Source organism: Haloarcula amylovorans (assembly GCF_004681185.1).
Lineage (GTDB): Archaea > Halobacteriota > Halobacteria > Halobacteriales > Haloarculaceae > Haloarcula > Haloarcula amylovorans.
The window spans coordinates 842,159-855,925 of the sequence record NZ_SRIF01000002.1; the positions used below are offsets into that span (position 1 = coordinate 842,159).

Here is a 13,767-nt window from a genome sequence, read left to right on the forward strand (position 1 = left end):
GAGCGGTGTGCCGTTCGGTGGCGCGCGTTCGATCACGATTCTCGCCGACTCGATAGACTCCACAAGGGCTTTCACCGCGTTGGCGGTACGGAGGCACAATGACGACCGCCGATCAGACGACCGAGGAGCTGCCGACGCTCCGTGGTTCCGTCCCCCCGCTACGCGAGTGGGCCCGTACGTTCCTCATCGGTATCTGCATGGGCAGTGCCGACGCCGTCCCGGGCGTCTCCGGCGGGACCATCGCCCTCATCGCGGGCATCTACGGCCGTCTCATCGCCATGATCACGGCCATCACGCCCGAGCGAATCGTCGACTTCCTCACGGCGCTACTGCCGGTCGACGGCGGCGTTTCCGTCCGCAGAGCGCTGGCCATCTGGGAGGAGATCGACGGCTGGTTCGGCCTCGCGCTGGCCGTCGGCGTCTTCACCGCCGTCATCCTCGTCACGCGCATCGTCCACATCGCCAGCGAGAACTTCCCGACGCTGCTCTTTGGCTTCTTCTTCGGTCTCATCGCCATCTCCGCAGTCATCCTGCTGCGCGAACTCTCCATCGGAACTGCCTTTCAGGCCGCCGCCGGTGTCGTCGGCGTCGTCCTCGCGTTCCTACTAGCTGGTCCCGTCGAATTTCTGGAGGGCGGCGGTCTGCCGCTCATCTTCGTCGCGGGCGCTATCGGCGTCAGCGCGATGATCCTCCCCGGCATCTCGGGGTCGCTCCTGCTGGTCATCCTCGGACAGTACACCCGCATGTCCGACACGCTCAGCGCGTTCATCGACTCGCTGCTCGCGCTCGTCACCGGCGGCCCGCTCACGCCGGTAATCGAGAACGGCACCGTCGTCGTGACGTTCATCGTCGGCGGCCTCGTCGGCCTCTTTACTATCTCGCGGGTCGTCCGCCGGGCGCTGGACCGCAACCGGCGTGCCACGATGGCCTTCCTCGTCGGCCTCGTCGTCGGCGCGCTCCGTGCCCCCGTTCAGGAAGTGGCGATCACGGGGCCCGGCTTCACGACGGACGTGGCGCTGGCCTTCGCCGGTGCCGCCGTCGTCGGCGCGGTCTTCCTCCTGATACTGGACTGGTACGCCGTCGACCTCGACCTCGACTCTGTGTAGTGTAACGTCGATACTGAATTTCTGACGGCTGGGGAGTCCGATTGTGAACGGCCAGAAAGCCCCGCTTTCAATTCCACCCGTGTCGGCTGTGGTACAGACTATAGGGTGGGACTGAAAGGGGCGACTGTCTGCGGGAACCCCGGCGATGCAAGCACGCGAAGCGCGCGCAGCGAGCCGCGGGACTGCAGACAGTCGGGGCTTTCTGGCTCTCTGCGAACGCTGCTGTTCGGTTATCTACCCCCCTCAAGAAACCACCAGCGACGCCAACTCGAACTAGAAGGCGCGGTGGTACTGCACTGGCGGTTCGACTTCAGCACCCAGTTCCTCGGCGGCGTGGAGCGCGAAGTACGGGTCTCGGAGGTGTTCGCGGCCGACGATGGCGAGGTCGGCTCGGTCGTTGCCGACGATGGCCTCGGCTTGCTGGGCGGTCGTGATGCCGCCGACGGTGCCGACGCCGATATCGGAGTCGGTCTCCTCGCGGATTCGTTCGGCGTACTTGAGTTGGTAGTTCGGGCCGGCGTAGGGCGGCGTGGAGTCGGGCGTGATCGCACCGCCGCTGACGTCGATGAGGTCCGCGCCGACCTCGTGGAGGTCGTCGGCGAGGCGGACGGAGTCCTCGACGGTCCACGACTCGCGGTCGGGGAGCCAGTCCGTCGCGGAGATACGGACGAACACGGGCTTGTCGTCGGGCCACACCTCTCGAACGGCGGCGGTGACCTCGCGGGCGAGGCGTGTCCGGCCCTCGAAGTCGCCGCCGTAGTCGTCCTCGCGGTGGTTGGTCACGGGCGAGCAGAACTCGTGGAGGAGGTAGCCGTGGGCGGCGTGAACTTCGGCTATTTCGAAGCCGGCGTCGCGGGCGCGCTCGGCGGCCGCGCGGAACGAGTCGATGACCGACTCGATGCCCGCTTGGTCCAGTTTCTCCGTTTTCGGAGCCTCGTCGTCGGCATAGGGCCACGGGTCGTCGCTGGGACCGACGACGTCCCAGCCGCCCTCGTCGGGACCGAGCGGGTCGTGGCCCTCCCACGGCCGACTCGTCGAGGCCTTCCGGCCGGCGTGGGCCAGTTGGATGGCGGGCACAGAGCCCTGCTCGCGGGCGAACTCGGCGACGGGTTCGAGCGCCGCTGCGTGCTCGTCGCTCCAGATGCCGAGATCCTCCGGGGAGATGCGGCCCCGCGGCTCGACAGCGGTGGCTTCGGTCATCACGAGGCCTGCGCCGCCGACGGCCCGCGAGCCCAGATGGGTGCGGTGCCACTCCGTGGCGAGGCCGTCGCGGTCCTCACAGGAGTACTGACACATCGGCGAGACCATGATTCGGTTCGGTATCGTCGTCTCACGCAGGGAAAGCGAAGAGAACAGCGCTGTCATCGGAGGCCGTTAGCGGCCGAGTCGGATAACCGCAGGGACGGCAGTGGCTCCTGCCGGAGAGCCGCGTCGTTTCGCAGGTGTCTTTGAGACGACCGTTCGGCAGATGGATGTCGTCACTGGACAGTTCCGCCGGAACCGCGACCGGCTCCATCCGAGAAGACGACGTGGAGGTCTCGGAGCCACGCCTCGGCGTTATCGTGTCCGTGATATCGGATTTCGTCGGTCCGACGGTCGTAGTCGAGCCAACCCGTGTGCGCCAGTTTCGGGAGATGCGTGTGAACGAGTCCGACCTCGAGTTCTCCCTTACGCATCCCGGGTATTCGACGCCCGATATGCGAGACAAGCTTGTCGAAGGAGACGGTCTGGGAGTCGGTGTAGTTCTCGAAGAAGTGGACGATTTCGCGGCGAACGGTGTGGCTCAAGACGTCCAGTAGTTGGCTCACCTGTGGTGCCTTATCTGGGTAGCAAGATTGAGACGACACGGGTATCTATATTGGCATCTGTTCACATAAAACATCGCTCCGGTTCAAAGGTGGACGATACTCCGTTCTCAAAGTGAGAACGCCGTGATGATTACCGAAGGACCGCTCGTCCAACGCGTGTCTCCGAGAGATCGAAGTCGAAGCGGTCAGTCCACAGCAGGCCCGCGCCCAGTAGCACTGCCAGCCCGACCGGGACCCAGTTCGCGTAGAAGAGGTTGATGCCGCCCCAGAGGACGACGAAGCTCACTAAGTCGTCGAGCATGAACTCGCAGGATTCGAGGCGGCGGCGGAGGCCAGCCCGATCGAAGCCCCAATCGAACAGCAGGACGGCGACGGTGCCCGAGAGGAGCCAGCCCTCGTAGTTCGACCACGGGACGCCGTAGAACTGCTCGACGGTGTACTCCCAGAAGCCGATGGAGACCGCGCCGGGGTCCAACACCAGGTCGACGAGCAAGACGACGGCGAGCGTCGAGAGCAGGCGCGGGAGCGCAGACTCACCACGCCGGCCGAGCAAGAGGAGAACGAGCAGGTAAGCGTTCAGCACCAGCGGGAAGAAAAACACCGGTAGACCGAGCGGTACCTCGCCGAACAGCATCGGTCCCAACTCGACCCCGTAGCTGAACTCGCCGTAGGGCCAGCCGGTTCGCACGCCGACCAGTTCGATGCCGTAGGAGTACACCGTCAGCGCGACGAGCGCGGCCGTCGCACGGCGGTCGAGCAGCGGGAAGACGCCCGCGACCAGCGGCAGGCGCATCACCATCGTCCCGAAGAGGACGAAGAAGGGGTTGTACGTCAACGGCGGCGGGAGCAGCCCTTCGGCACTGGCGAGCAGCGTCACCGCCCCGACGAGCGGAAAGACGACAGCGATGGTGAACCGGTGTTCCCGAACGAGCGCGTCGAGTCGCGCGGTCGCCGTCTGGCGATCCGCCGCCGACATCCACGTCGACCACCGTTCGCACCACTCAGCCATACAGCATCACCCACAGGCCGAGAAGCGTGAACGTCATTCCGACGAGCGTGTTGACCGCCGGATACCACCAGTATGCCTCCTCGATGTCGACGCCCGCGGCGAGGATGCCGAAGACGAGCACCGGATAGACGAGCAAGAGCGCGCCGAACGCCCAGTGCGTGAGCGCGAACGTCGCGGCGGCCGCGAGCCAGCATGCCGCACAGTAGTAGTAGGTCTTCGACGCGCCAAGATACGTCGCCGTCGTCCGGATGCCCGCCTCGCGGTCGGGGTCGATATCGGGGATCGCGGAGAACGTGTGCATCCCCATCGTCCAGAGCCACGCCCCGGCGACGGCGCTTACGGGCGGGGCAATGCCTGCGACGGCGGCGTAGGCGACGACGCCGGGGAGGATATACAGCCCGTTCGAGACCGAATCGAAGAACGGCGTCGTCTTAAAGCGCAGCGGCGGCGCGGAGTACTCTATCGAAAGGAACGCCCACGCGAGCAACGCGACGACACCCAGCGTCGGCAGCCACGGGAGGAACGCGGTCGCGAGCAGGCCCGAACCGACGATCGTCCCGAGAACGACCGAGTCGCCCTGGTAGCTCACCTCCCGGCCCTGGTCCTTTTTCGGATTGTGCTCGTCCACGCCCCGGTCGAAGATGTCGTTGACGCCGTAGAGGAAGACGTTCGCCGGGAGCGTGAAATAGAGGAAGAGCGCGACCGACAGTGGCGAGAACAGTTCGCCGAGACTGGTGGCGGCGTAGGTCACGGCGACGATGACCGGGCCGCCCTGATAGAGCCAGAACCGCGGCCGTGAGAGGCGGAGCAGATAGCCCAGACGCGTCTCGGCGGAGGGGGTAATCGCCGCGAGACGGTCGGTGACGAGTGTCATTCGTAGTCGCTGATGAGCCGCTCGGCCGTGTTCTGGCCACTGATGAGACACATCGGCATTCCGATGCCGGGCGTCGTAAAGGAACCCGTGAAGTAGAAACCGTCGACGGCCGACGAGCGGTTGTTCGGGCGAAGCAGTGCGGTCTGACGAAGCGTGTGTGCTAGTCCCAGTGCGGTGCCTTCGGTGGCGTTGTATCGCTCGCCGAAGTCGGAGACGGCGAACTGCTTCTCGTAGACGATGCGGTCCCGGAGGTCGACGCCGGTGTTGTCGGCGATGTCGGCGAGGATCTTCTCGCGATACGTCTCGCGAATCGCGTTGCCGTCGTGGAGGCCGGGCGCGACGGGGACGAGGACGAACAGGTTCGAGTGACCATCGGGCGCGACGCTGTCGTCCGTCTTCGAGGGGACACAGAGGTAGTACGCCGGGTCGTCGGGCCAGTCGGCCTCCTCGAAGATGTCGTCGAAGTGTGGTTCCCAATCAGTCGGCAGGACGAGCGTGTGGTGAGCGAGCGGGTCAACGTCGCCCTCGACGCCCATGTACATGAGGAAGGCGGAGGGTGCGTAGGTCCGGTCGTCCCAGTAGTCGTCGTCGTACTGGCGCTCGTGGTCGGGCAGCAGTTCGCGCTCGGCGTGGGCGTAGTCGGCGTTGACGACCACCTCGTCGGGGTGGAGCGTCTCGCCGTGGACCGTCTCGACCAGAAATCCCTCTTTCCGGCGGGAAATCTCCTCGACTTCGGCGTCTGTCTCGTAGGTGACGCCCAGTCCCTCGCCGAGTTCGACGAGCGCGTCTACTACCGAAGCAATGCCGCCCTCAGGGTAGTAGACGCCGAGGTTGAAGTCGACGTGGCTCATCATGTTGTACAGCGCCGGCGTGTTCTTCGGCGACCCGCCCAGAAAGACGAGCGTGTACTGCATTATCTGCTGGAGTTTCGGGTGCTCGAAGTAGTCCTCGACGTGGCCCTGCATCGACCCGAGCAGTTGGAGGCCGATGGGCGCGGCGGTCAGCACGTCAAAGTCGATCCAGTCGCGCAGGCGCGAGCGGTCCTCGTAGACGAACTTCTCCATCGACGTCTCGTAGTGTCGTTCGCTGGTGGCGAGGTAGTCGTCGAACGCCTCGGCCGCGCCGGGTTCGTACGCCTCGAACTTCCGGCGCATCTCGGCGTTGTTCCCGGTCACGTCCAACCGGTCGCCGTCCTTGAAGAAGACGCGGTAGTGGGGGTCGAGTCGTTCGAGTTCGTAGAAGTCGCTCGGTTCCTTCCCGAAGTACGCGAAGAAGCGCTCGAACACGTCGGGCATCAGATACCACGACGGCCCCATGTCGAACTCGAACCCTTCCGCTTCCAGTCGGGAGGCTCGGCCGCCCAACTGTTCGTTTTTCTCCAGGAGTCGCACGTCCGCACCTGCGTCAGCCAGATAACAGGCTGCCGAGAGTCCGCCGAACCCGCCGCCAACGACGACTACCTCCTCATCAGACAGGTCACTCATTACGTATATCTGGCGGCCGGACCAGCAATAAACCCGCGGCCAAACAGATTGGGGTGACAGCGTAGCAGGGGTGACGAACGTCGAGGGGAACACCGATTCGAGGGGGTCCGGTGCAAACGGAGATGAAGCTGGCATCCCAACGCGGAGTTATGAACGACGCGACGGTGGTCGTGACAGGAGCGAGTCGCGGAATCGGGAGAGCGGTCGCACGCGCGATCGCGGCCGCAGGTGGCCACGCCGTCGTCTGTGCCCGTAACGCCGATGAACTGGCTGCGGTGGCCGACGAAATCGATGCTGACGAGGGGAAAATGACCGCAGTCCGGGCCGACGTCCGCGACGAGTTCGACGTCGAGCGACTGGTAGAGCGTGCGGCACGAGTCGGCGGGGAGATCGACGGTGTAGTCGCCAACGCGGCCATCTATCACGGTGACGCGGGGGAGACGCCGCTCCCAGAGGAATCGTACGCGGCGTTCGACGACCACCTGCGGACGAACGCGCGCGGCGTGTTCGCGACGATACGCGAGTCAGTTCCGCACCTCGCATCCGACGCACGGGTCGTCGTTCCGACCGGTGCTGTCGCCAGACGGGGGTTGCCCGGCTACGGGTCCTACGCCGTCTCGAAGGCCGCGGCGGAAGCCGTCGCTCGCGGTTTCGCGAGCGACCTTGACGCGACGGTTGGCGCACTCGACCCCGGGCAGGTGGCGACCGACCTCTCGGGCGACGGCGGCCGCGACCCCACCGACGTCGCCGAGATGATTCTGTGGGCACTCACTGACGCCCCCGAATCGGCACTCGACGGCGCTGTCATCGACTGGACGGGCTATCGGGACGCGACCCGATGAGTCCGACCGAGGGTTTTATTAGCAACACTACACTGGTCTCCAGTAATGCCTATTAACGAAAGAAGTGTTTTTAATAACTCTGGACGTCCGTCCGCTCTCGGGGTCCTCGGGGTCCTCGGCTTACTCGTACTGTCGACCGTCGGTGTCGCCGGCGGGGCAGGAAAGGTGCTCGTCATCTCGTGGGTCGCATTCGTCGCGATGGCCCTCGGCGCGTGGCTGGGGTCGCGGGCCGACCGGACGAGCCCCCACCGCCTCGTCTGGGGATACGGGCTGGCGAGCGGTGCGATGGTCACTTCGGCGGCGATGTTCCTCGTCCCGCAGGCGATGGGACTCGGGACGGCCGCCGGGACGCCGCGCATCGGCGGCATCGGTATCGCACTCGGTATCGTCGCCGGCTACGGTACCCACACCGTCGGTCACCGACTGACTCATCTGGATACGTCCTTCGATACGACCACGGCCGCTATTGCCGCGCACGCGCTCTCGGCGGGACTCATCATCGGCCTCGTCTATGCCTCGATGCCGACGCTCGGCTTACTGCTGGGGCTGGCTATCGTCTCACACAAGGGACCGGCCGGCTACGCCGCTGCGCGTCGCCTCCGTCGTGACGGGAAGTCCGCCACCGCGCTCTTGCTCCCGGCGGCCGGCGTCGGTCTCACCGCCATCCCGTCGGCCCTGTTGACGCTCCCGCAGACGCCGGTCGTCAACGCCGTCGTCTTCGGCTTCGCCGCTGGCATCTTTCTCCACGTCGCGATGGACTTTCTCCCCAACTGCGAGGCCGGCAGCGAGATCGACGAGGTCTGTTCGCTCCACGAACACTCCCACGACCTGCTCGACGAACTCCGGAGCCACGCCGTCGGGTCGACGGTCACCGGCGCGGCGCTGGTCGTCCTCGCGTGGGTGACAGTCGCTCCGTGAGAACCGTCGTTCACCGCGGTATCCCGGCCGATTCGACCGGTCGCAGCCTACAACTGGTCGGAAAACCCTTCGTCGTCGAGTATCTCGTCAGCCCGTGGGACCTCCTCGCGCAGGGCGTCGAGTTCGTCGGTCAGGTCGCTGTACGCCGCTGACTGTTGCAGCGTCTCCTGGTCGACGTGCTGTTCGACATCTCTCTTCCTCGTCACTATCGCCAGCAACCGACGTTCCTCCGGTTCGTACGTCGCCCGCCGCTGTAACGACTCGAAGAGGTCGTGTAACTCCTCGGGGCTCGTCAGCGGTTTCATCCGATACGTATCGTACCGCACGTCGAGCATGGCTTCGTCGGGTTCGAGCGCCGACAATATGGCGATACGGCAGTTGATGTCTCGCTCCCGAATGGTCTTGGCTACTTTCTCGCCCGAACACCCCGGCATCTGCCGGTCCAGCAAGGCGAGGTCGACCGACTCGTCGAGCAACTGTATCGCTTCTTTCCCGTCGTAGGCGACGCGCGTCGAACACGTATCGCAAATCCACCGTTCGTACGCGTCGGCGAGCGGTTGCTCGTCGTCGACGACCAACACGGTCGGTTCGGGGTTCTCCTCCTGGCTCGCGTGTTCTTGTACGCACGACCCGCCGTCGGCCACGGTTCGAATCATGTCTCCAGTCGACAGCACAGGAGATAGACGACCTCTCGTTTCGATTCCTCGGATAGTAGAGGAGAGTGACTCATCGGTATCGCCCCCTCAGTGGTGGACGTAATAAAAGACTGGAGATGCTCCCGTCGGTTTCACGCCTCTTAGCCCCGCTCCTCTGGTATTACACCGGTCTTACGGCAGGAATACGGACGCTGAATTCCTGCTATCTTGTGCGACCGTTGCACGCGAGATAGAGGCGGAAAGCTCTCGTTTACATTCCAAATGTATCGGGTACTCGCGGAATGGATGTCTCGCCCGCCGGGCCCGCGTCAGTACCTCTCCTGGGTATGCTTGAAGATGGGCGGCTCGCCCCTTCTCGCCACGACCGTCTATTTTCCGCGCCTGACCGAATGCCTTCGGATGGCTTCGAACCCGTTCGAAGCCACAGTAATCGGTCGAGAGGGACCGTCTCGGGCCACACCATTGTGGCTCGAAGTAGCGCGCTACCACCGCCGGTTTCCCGGCCGACGGGCGCTTTAGGCCCTGAATAATCGAATCACTCGTGTGAGAACGGCGGCCGATGTCCCCGAGCAGTGACAGGTCTCTCTCGGCGTCGTCGCCCGAGATATCTCCGCGGGAGAGCACCGCTGGGAAAACGAGTGTCAGGAGCGCGGCGACCGGGAGAACGCTGGCTCGTCGGCCCCGCGCTCCCTATCAGCTCCCTGCCGTCGTCGACAAAACGTTCTTCGTCGGCACTGCTGGGTAAGAGAATCTCCACGCGAGTACGAATCGGCATTAGGTGAGAGCGTCGGCGCGGCTTACGTCTCGTCGTCGTTGAGACCCTCGTTCGGGAAACACTCCCCGAGGTCGTGGATCATGTCGATGGTCTCCGTCTTGAGCTCGGCATCGATGCCCTCGATGGTCTCTATCTCGTCGAGCGCACGCCGAAGGAGCGGCAGACTCAGGCGCTGGTCGACGTGACACACTGGGAGATAGAGGTCCTCGAAGTCCTCCGGCGGGATGCCGGACGTCGAGAGGAGATAGTAGTCGTCGATGTCCGCCATGTCGTCCATCGGGAAGTCCTCTTCCTTGTCCGGCACGCCGGGTGATTCCTTCGTCGCCCCACGAATCGACGGAACGTGTAACGTGAACTCTGACAGTACACTTCAAAAGACAGGTCAGAGCCCGATAGGGGCACACCCGGCAAATGAGCGCCGCGACGAGTTAGTTGTACTCCCGCCAGCGGTGGCCGCATTCCTGGCACTTGAAGAACCGCGTCGGCGGTTCGTCGGCCGACCCGGTCTGTTTGATGGTGTACCACGCCTTCCCGTGGCCACAGTCGTCACAGGTCACGTCGTTGGCGGTCGGCTTCCCCTCGAAGTTCGCGCCCTCCTCGGTCTCGATGACGTCGTCGTCACTCTGTTCGTCCGTCGTGACGAAGTCGGCCGCCCGGTCCTCGTCTTTGGCGACGCGCGCGCCACAGGACTGACAGACCATTTCGCCGCCGTCTGCGTGCATCATGGAACCGCAGTCGTCGCAGAACTGCATAGCCGCTACTGGGCGGCCCCCGCAAAAAGACGTTACTCCTCGTTGCCGAGTCGACGCTGTTCCGCGACGACCGGGCAGTCCACGAGTCTGACCGTCTCCATGTCCAGAAACTCCACGATCTCGGTATCCTCGCGCGTACACCGGACTTCTGGCGGCCCGGCGAAGTGCTCGCACTGCTCACAGTACCGGTGTTTCGAGACGTCTGCATAGCGAGTGACGCCCGCCGTCGACTGGTCACCGTCGTCCTCAGCGAGCGACGCCCACACCTCGTCGGCGTCGACGGAGCCGACATCGACCGCCTCGAAGACGCTCTCGCCAGCGCCGAAGGGGTCGCCGCCGCGGTCGGCCATCCCCGAGAACGGATCGGCTTCTCCGGTCGACTGCAGGTCGTCGTCCCCGATGGTTTCGAACTCCTCGTCGAGCGTCGAAGCCGAAGCGGCCGCCGTCTCGTCGAGATCGGATTCCTCGATGACGGCGTCGTCAGTTGCCCCGGGAGACGGGTTATTGGGTGTGTCGAGGCGCTCGAACGGGTCGCCTTCCCGGTCTGCCTGCTCGCCAAGTTCGTCGAACGGGTCGTCGTGGCCGTCGTCACTCATCGTTCGGTCCGGCCTCCAGTTGTGCGGCGGTGACGAGGCGAGCCTTCGTGCGGAAGATACCGCCTTCCGGTCGTACGTCGGAGACGGTGGTCTCGCAGTGGGGACACTGCGGGTCGGTCAACAGGCCGATCTCGACCGACTCGCCGCAACTCTCACAGGCCGCCGCCGAGACCCCTTCCTGTGCCGCGGCGCGCTTGATTCGGTCGACGGCCCGCTGATGGCTGTCGCGGCCGCCTTGGTCCTCTCGGAGGTCGCTGACGACCCACGCGACGCGTTTGAGTTTGTCTTCGACGTCGTCGAGCCGGTCCTCGATGTCGCCAGTCTGCGTCTCGACGTCGTCGACGCGGCTAGTCTGATCGTCGACGTCCTCCGCGAGACGGTTTGTGCGGTCGGTGAGTTCGCGTCGCAGTTCGGTGACTTCGCTTTCGAGTTCGGCGATTGCCTCGAACTCCGCGTGGTCGTGATCGGTCGGCGCTTTCGCGTCGGTCTCCGTCTTCACCTGGATGACCCGTTCGCGCACGTCCTCGATTTTCGCTCGAAAGTCGGCTTCGACGGCGTCGAATCGGTCGTCGAGTCGCCCCTCGACGGCGTCGGTGATCTCCGGGAGATGGTCGCCGACGGCCGACTCCGCCATCGTCTCGACTTGCCCGTCGAGGGCGTCGGCGACGGCGGCGCTGACCGCGGCGTCGAGTTGGTCCTGCATCGCGTTCTCGACGGCCGCTTCCACGTCGACAAGTGCCGACAGCGACTCGTCCTCGAAGTCGGCCGTGGCCTGATACGACGCCAGCAACTGTCTGACGACCTCTTTGCGGGGGACGCCGAGCGTCGCCGCTCGCTCGTCGAGCCACTCGTCGAGTCCCGGCGACAACTCGACGGTGACGGCCCCCTCTTCCGTCGACTCACTGGCCATTGAGTACGGTTTGACGAACCGGATAGTTAAGCGTTTGCCGCCCATTTCAGCGTCCGAGACTGGGACCAGACCGGCGGAGGATCCGGTCTCAACGTATCTTGCGTACGTCGCTGATATCGAAGCCGGCGTCGCCGAGTTCGGTCTCGAACTGAACGATGTCTTCTTCCTCCAGTTGGGAGAGGACACCGCGGAACTGCTTGACGACGAGCGTCCGGGCGCGAGTCGACCCGCCGGACTCCCACGAGAACTCCATCGTGCCGTGAGCGGCGTCGCTCAACTGCCCTTCGCGCACGTCCGAGAGCGTCTCGCTGTTGAGATGCAACAGGACGAGTCCGCCCCACTGGTGGGCCGCCTTCTGGAGACCGGAGACGAGGAAGGTGATGTCGGCCCAGTCGATGTCCTCGCCCATGCCGCTGATGAGGTCCGAAAGCGAGTCGATGACGACTAGATTGCCGGGCGCGACCTCGCTGAGTTTCGCCCCCAGCGCCCCCAACAGGTCCTCCCGTTCGTGGCGCGCCCGGAGGTCCTTGATGTTCGGTGTCTCCTCGGCGTACCACTCTCTGGGCACCGGACTCATGTGGAAGTACCGCTCGGAGAGGTCGTGAAACTCCACGCCCGACAGTCCCGCTTCCAGTACCTCCTCGTCCATCGCCAGTCGCATCTCCGCTTCGAGTTGCTCGCCGCTCGCGGTAAACGAGATGTAGTGGACGGCCTCCGGCACGACCGCCTCGGCTGACAACGTCCCGTAGTGGAGGTCGAAGAGGTCGTCGTCCACCTCGGCGAGACCGTTGATGACCGCGCTCGTGTGCATGAACCCCCGCGTGCCGGCCCCCGACTCCCCCGAGAGCAGTACGACGCTACCGGTCGGCGCGCCACCGTTGACGATGGCGTCCAGTTGCTTGACACCGAACGGGATACGCTCCATATCTTCTCTGTCCCGTGTGGTCGCTTAAACGCTTGGCCCCCGCTACAACGATTGGTAACAGGGTGACGACAGTGTTACTGCTACTCGTCTACCTTCGCGCCTGTGTTCCGGGGGGCAACCACGTACACGTCGCCGTCGACGCCCGCCGCGTCGAGGGCGTCCACACCGGCCTCTCGTGCCGCCGCCGCGCCGTCGGTGTCTGTCAGCCCCCAGACGGTCGGTCCCCAGGAGGACTGGCCGGCCCCGGCCACGATTGGAGCGTCTGCGAGGTGTTCGACGATGGTGCCCGCGGGCGGGCGGTAGACACCGCCCTGTTCGTCTGCGTACCACGCACCGTTGAGACGACCCAGCCGGGCCGCGGCGTCGCCGAACCGGCTGCGGTCCCGCGTGGCGATCGACGGCAGGAGTTTGCGGGTGAGCAGGGTCGAAATCTCGTCGGCGATGCCGGGATCGGCCCGCTCGATAGCCTGTCGCATGCTCTGGTCCTCCTCGCTCCCGCTCTGGCCGGGGTCGGTGTCGGGGACGACGACGAGGAACCGCCAGTGAGCCGGCACGTCGTGGCGCGCCAACACCGGCGGCACGTCCCAGTCGCCTTCGGCGGGTGGTTGGGCGGTAAAGCGTTCCGTGGGGTGGCCGCCGTCGACGACGAACCCGCCGTCTTCGAACGCGGCGACGCCGATACCGCTCCGCCCACCCCGTCCCAGTCGCGGCGCGACCGTCCGGGCGTCCGCAGTCAGGTCGTGGGCTCGCGCCACCGCGATAAGGGCCGCGAGCGCCAACTGGGTCCCGCTCCCGAGACCGACATGTCGGGGAAAGCGCTCCTCAACGGTGACGCGCGCTCCGGAGACGTCCAGCGTCTCGACGACGCGGCGGACGTAGGGTTCGGCGGCCGCGTCGTCGCAGTCGACTGCCTCGCTCGCTTCGGCGGAAACGACGAGCCGTGGCTCGTCGAGCGCGAGGCCGACGCCGCCGTAGAGGCGGTCGTGGGCGAGCGAGAGGTTCTGAAAGCCGAAGTGGAGTCGCGCCGCGGTCGTGACCGTCGCCATTGGACGGGGCTTCGAGACGGGCGGGAAAGAAGCTACTGCCAGCGGTGGGATTCGCCACCGTGTAAT

15 protein-coding genes are annotated in these 13,767 nt (G+C 65.3%); 3 read left to right on the plus strand and 12 right to left on the minus strand.

The features are described 5' to 3' along the window. Window positions 1-98 precede the first annotated feature (98 nt). Window positions 99-1,106, plus strand: a complete 1,008-nt coding sequence (locus tag E4S61_RS11500) for a DUF368 domain-containing protein (RefSeq protein WP_135304078.1) — start codon at window positions 99-101, stop codon at window positions 1,104-1,106. Between the two features lie 273 nt (window positions 1,107-1,379). On the opposite strand, the gene E4S61_RS11505 is transcribed toward E4S61_RS11500, so the two are convergent. From E4S61_RS11505 to crtD, 5 genes are all read right to left on the minus strand, one after another. After that, a complete protein-coding gene (locus tag E4S61_RS11505) occupies window positions 1,380-2,471 on the minus strand; it encodes an NADH:flavin oxidoreductase/NADH oxidase (RefSeq protein ID WP_135304079.1) in 1,092 nt (363 codons plus the stop codon). A gap of 113 nt (window positions 2,472-2,584) precedes the next feature. Further along, window positions 2,585-2,953: a DUF7344 domain-containing protein gene (locus tag E4S61_RS11510; protein WP_135304080.1), complete on the minus strand. Its 369-nt coding sequence runs from the start codon at window positions 2,951-2,953 to the stop codon at window positions 2,585-2,587. A 91-nt stretch (window positions 2,954-3,044) separates the two neighbouring features. Next, window positions 3,045-3,923, minus strand: coding sequence for a bisanhydrobacterioruberin hydratase (gene cruF, locus E4S61_RS11515; protein WP_245180689.1), 879 nt, complete (start codon window positions 3,921-3,923; stop codon window positions 3,045-3,047). Continuing rightward, a complete protein-coding gene (locus E4S61_RS11520) occupies window positions 3,916-4,797 on the minus strand; it encodes a prenyltransferase (protein WP_135304081.1) in 882 nt (293 codons plus the stop codon). Before E4S61_RS11520 ends, cruF begins: the two co-directional genes overlap by 8 nt. Continuing rightward, the gene (gene crtD, locus E4S61_RS11525) at window positions 4,794-6,281 is read right to left on the minus strand and encodes a carotenoid 3,4-desaturase (protein ID WP_135304082.1); all 1,488 of its coding nucleotides are present in this window, start codon (window positions 6,279-6,281) and stop codon (window positions 4,794-4,796) included. Before crtD ends, E4S61_RS11520 begins: the two co-directional genes overlap by 4 nt. A 149-nt stretch (window positions 6,282-6,430) precedes the next feature. On the opposite strand from crtD, the gene E4S61_RS11530 reads away from it, so the two are divergent. Further along, on the plus strand, window positions 6,431-7,123 hold the full coding sequence (locus tag E4S61_RS11530; RefSeq protein WP_135304083.1) for an SDR family NAD(P)-dependent oxidoreductase: 693 nt from the start codon (window positions 6,431-6,433) through the stop codon (window positions 7,121-7,123). 45 nt (window positions 7,124-7,168) lie between these two features. Continuing rightward, on the plus strand, window positions 7,169-8,041 hold the full coding sequence (locus E4S61_RS11535; protein WP_135304084.1) for a ZIP family metal transporter: 873 nt from the start codon (window positions 7,169-7,171) through the stop codon (window positions 8,039-8,041). A gap of 47 nt (window positions 8,042-8,088) precedes the next feature. Here E4S61_RS11535 and E4S61_RS11540 read toward each other — a convergent pair whose 3' ends face one another. From E4S61_RS11540 to E4S61_RS11570, 7 genes are all read right to left on the minus strand, one after another. Continuing rightward, a complete protein-coding gene (locus tag E4S61_RS11540) occupies window positions 8,089-8,697 on the minus strand; it encodes a response regulator transcription factor (protein WP_135304085.1) in 609 nt (202 codons plus the stop codon). Window positions 8,698-9,494: 797 nt separating this feature from the next. Continuing rightward, window positions 9,495-9,776 carry a hypothetical protein gene (locus E4S61_RS11545; protein ID WP_135304086.1) on the minus strand — a complete coding sequence of 94 codons (282 nt, stop codon included), beginning with the start codon at window positions 9,774-9,776 and terminating at the stop codon, window positions 9,495-9,497. Between the two features lie 124 nt (window positions 9,777-9,900). Then, a complete protein-coding gene (locus E4S61_RS11550) occupies window positions 9,901-10,224 on the minus strand; it encodes a transcription factor S (RefSeq protein ID WP_135304087.1) in 324 nt (107 codons plus the stop codon). Between the two features lie 32 nt (window positions 10,225-10,256). Continuing rightward, a complete protein-coding gene (locus E4S61_RS11555; RefSeq protein ID WP_135304088.1) occupies window positions 10,257-10,820 on the minus strand; it encodes a hypothetical protein in 564 nt (187 codons plus the stop codon). After that, window positions 10,813-11,730 carry a hypothetical protein gene (locus E4S61_RS11560; protein ID WP_135304089.1) on the minus strand — a complete coding sequence of 306 codons (918 nt, stop codon included), beginning with the start codon at window positions 11,728-11,730 and terminating at the stop codon, window positions 10,813-10,815. The genes E4S61_RS11555 and E4S61_RS11560 overlap by 8 nt, the downstream gene beginning before the upstream one ends. 88 nt (window positions 11,731-11,818) lie before the next feature. After that, the gene (locus tag E4S61_RS11565) at window positions 11,819-12,655 is read right to left on the minus strand and encodes an RAD55 family ATPase (protein ID WP_135304090.1); all 837 of its coding nucleotides are present in this window, start codon (window positions 12,653-12,655) and stop codon (window positions 11,819-11,821) included. Between the two features lie 80 nt (window positions 12,656-12,735). Then, entirely contained in the window at window positions 12,736-13,701 is a 966-nt protein-coding gene (locus E4S61_RS11570) for a beta-ribofuranosylaminobenzene 5'-phosphate synthase family protein (protein WP_135304091.1), read from the minus strand. Between the last annotated feature and the right edge of the window lie 66 nt (window positions 13,702-13,767).

Bases quoted from the DNA above. Each gene is read 5' to 3' on its own strand.
- E4S61_RS11500 (WP_135304078.1), top strand. From the start codon at position 99: ATGACGACCGCCGATCAGACGACCGAGGAGCTGCCGACGCTCCGTGGT.
- E4S61_RS11505 (WP_135304079.1), bottom strand. From the start codon at position 2,471: ATGACAGCGCTGTTCTCTTCGCTTTCCCTGCGTGAGACGACGATACCG.
- cruF (WP_245180689.1), bottom strand. From the start codon at position 3,923: ATGGCTGAGTGGTGCGAACGGTGGTCGACGTGGATGTCGGCGGCGGAT.
- E4S61_RS11520 (WP_135304081.1), bottom strand. From the start codon at position 4,797: ATGACACTCGTCACCGACCGTCTCGCGGCGATTACCCCCTCCGCCGAG.
- crtD (WP_135304082.1), bottom strand. From the start codon at position 6,281: ATGAGTGACCTGTCTGATGAGGAGGTAGTCGTCGTTGGCGGCGGGTTC.
- E4S61_RS11530 (WP_135304083.1), top strand. From the start codon at position 6,431: ATGAACGACGCGACGGTGGTCGTGACAGGAGCGAGTCGCGGAATCGGG.
- E4S61_RS11535 (WP_135304084.1), top strand. From the start codon at position 7,169: ATGCCTATTAACGAAAGAAGTGTTTTTAATAACTCTGGACGTCCGTCC.
- E4S61_RS11540 (WP_135304085.1), bottom strand. From the start codon at position 8,697: ATGATTCGAACCGTGGCCGACGGCGGGTCGTGCGTACAAGAACACGCG.
- E4S61_RS11550 (WP_135304087.1), bottom strand. From the start codon at position 10,224: ATGCAGTTCTGCGACGACTGCGGTTCCATGATGCACGCAGACGGCGGC.
- E4S61_RS11555 (WP_135304088.1), bottom strand. From the start codon at position 10,820: ATGAGTGACGACGGCCACGACGACCCGTTCGACGAACTTGGCGAGCAG.
- E4S61_RS11560 (WP_135304089.1), bottom strand. From the start codon at position 11,730: ATGGCCAGTGAGTCGACGGAAGAGGGGGCCGTCACCGTCGAGTTGTCG.
- E4S61_RS11565 (WP_135304090.1), bottom strand. From the start codon at position 12,655: ATGGAGCGTATCCCGTTCGGTGTCAAGCAACTGGACGCCATCGTCAAC.
- E4S61_RS11570 (WP_135304091.1), bottom strand. From the start codon at position 13,701: ATGGCGACGGTCACGACCGCGGCGCGACTCCACTTCGGCTTTCAGAAC.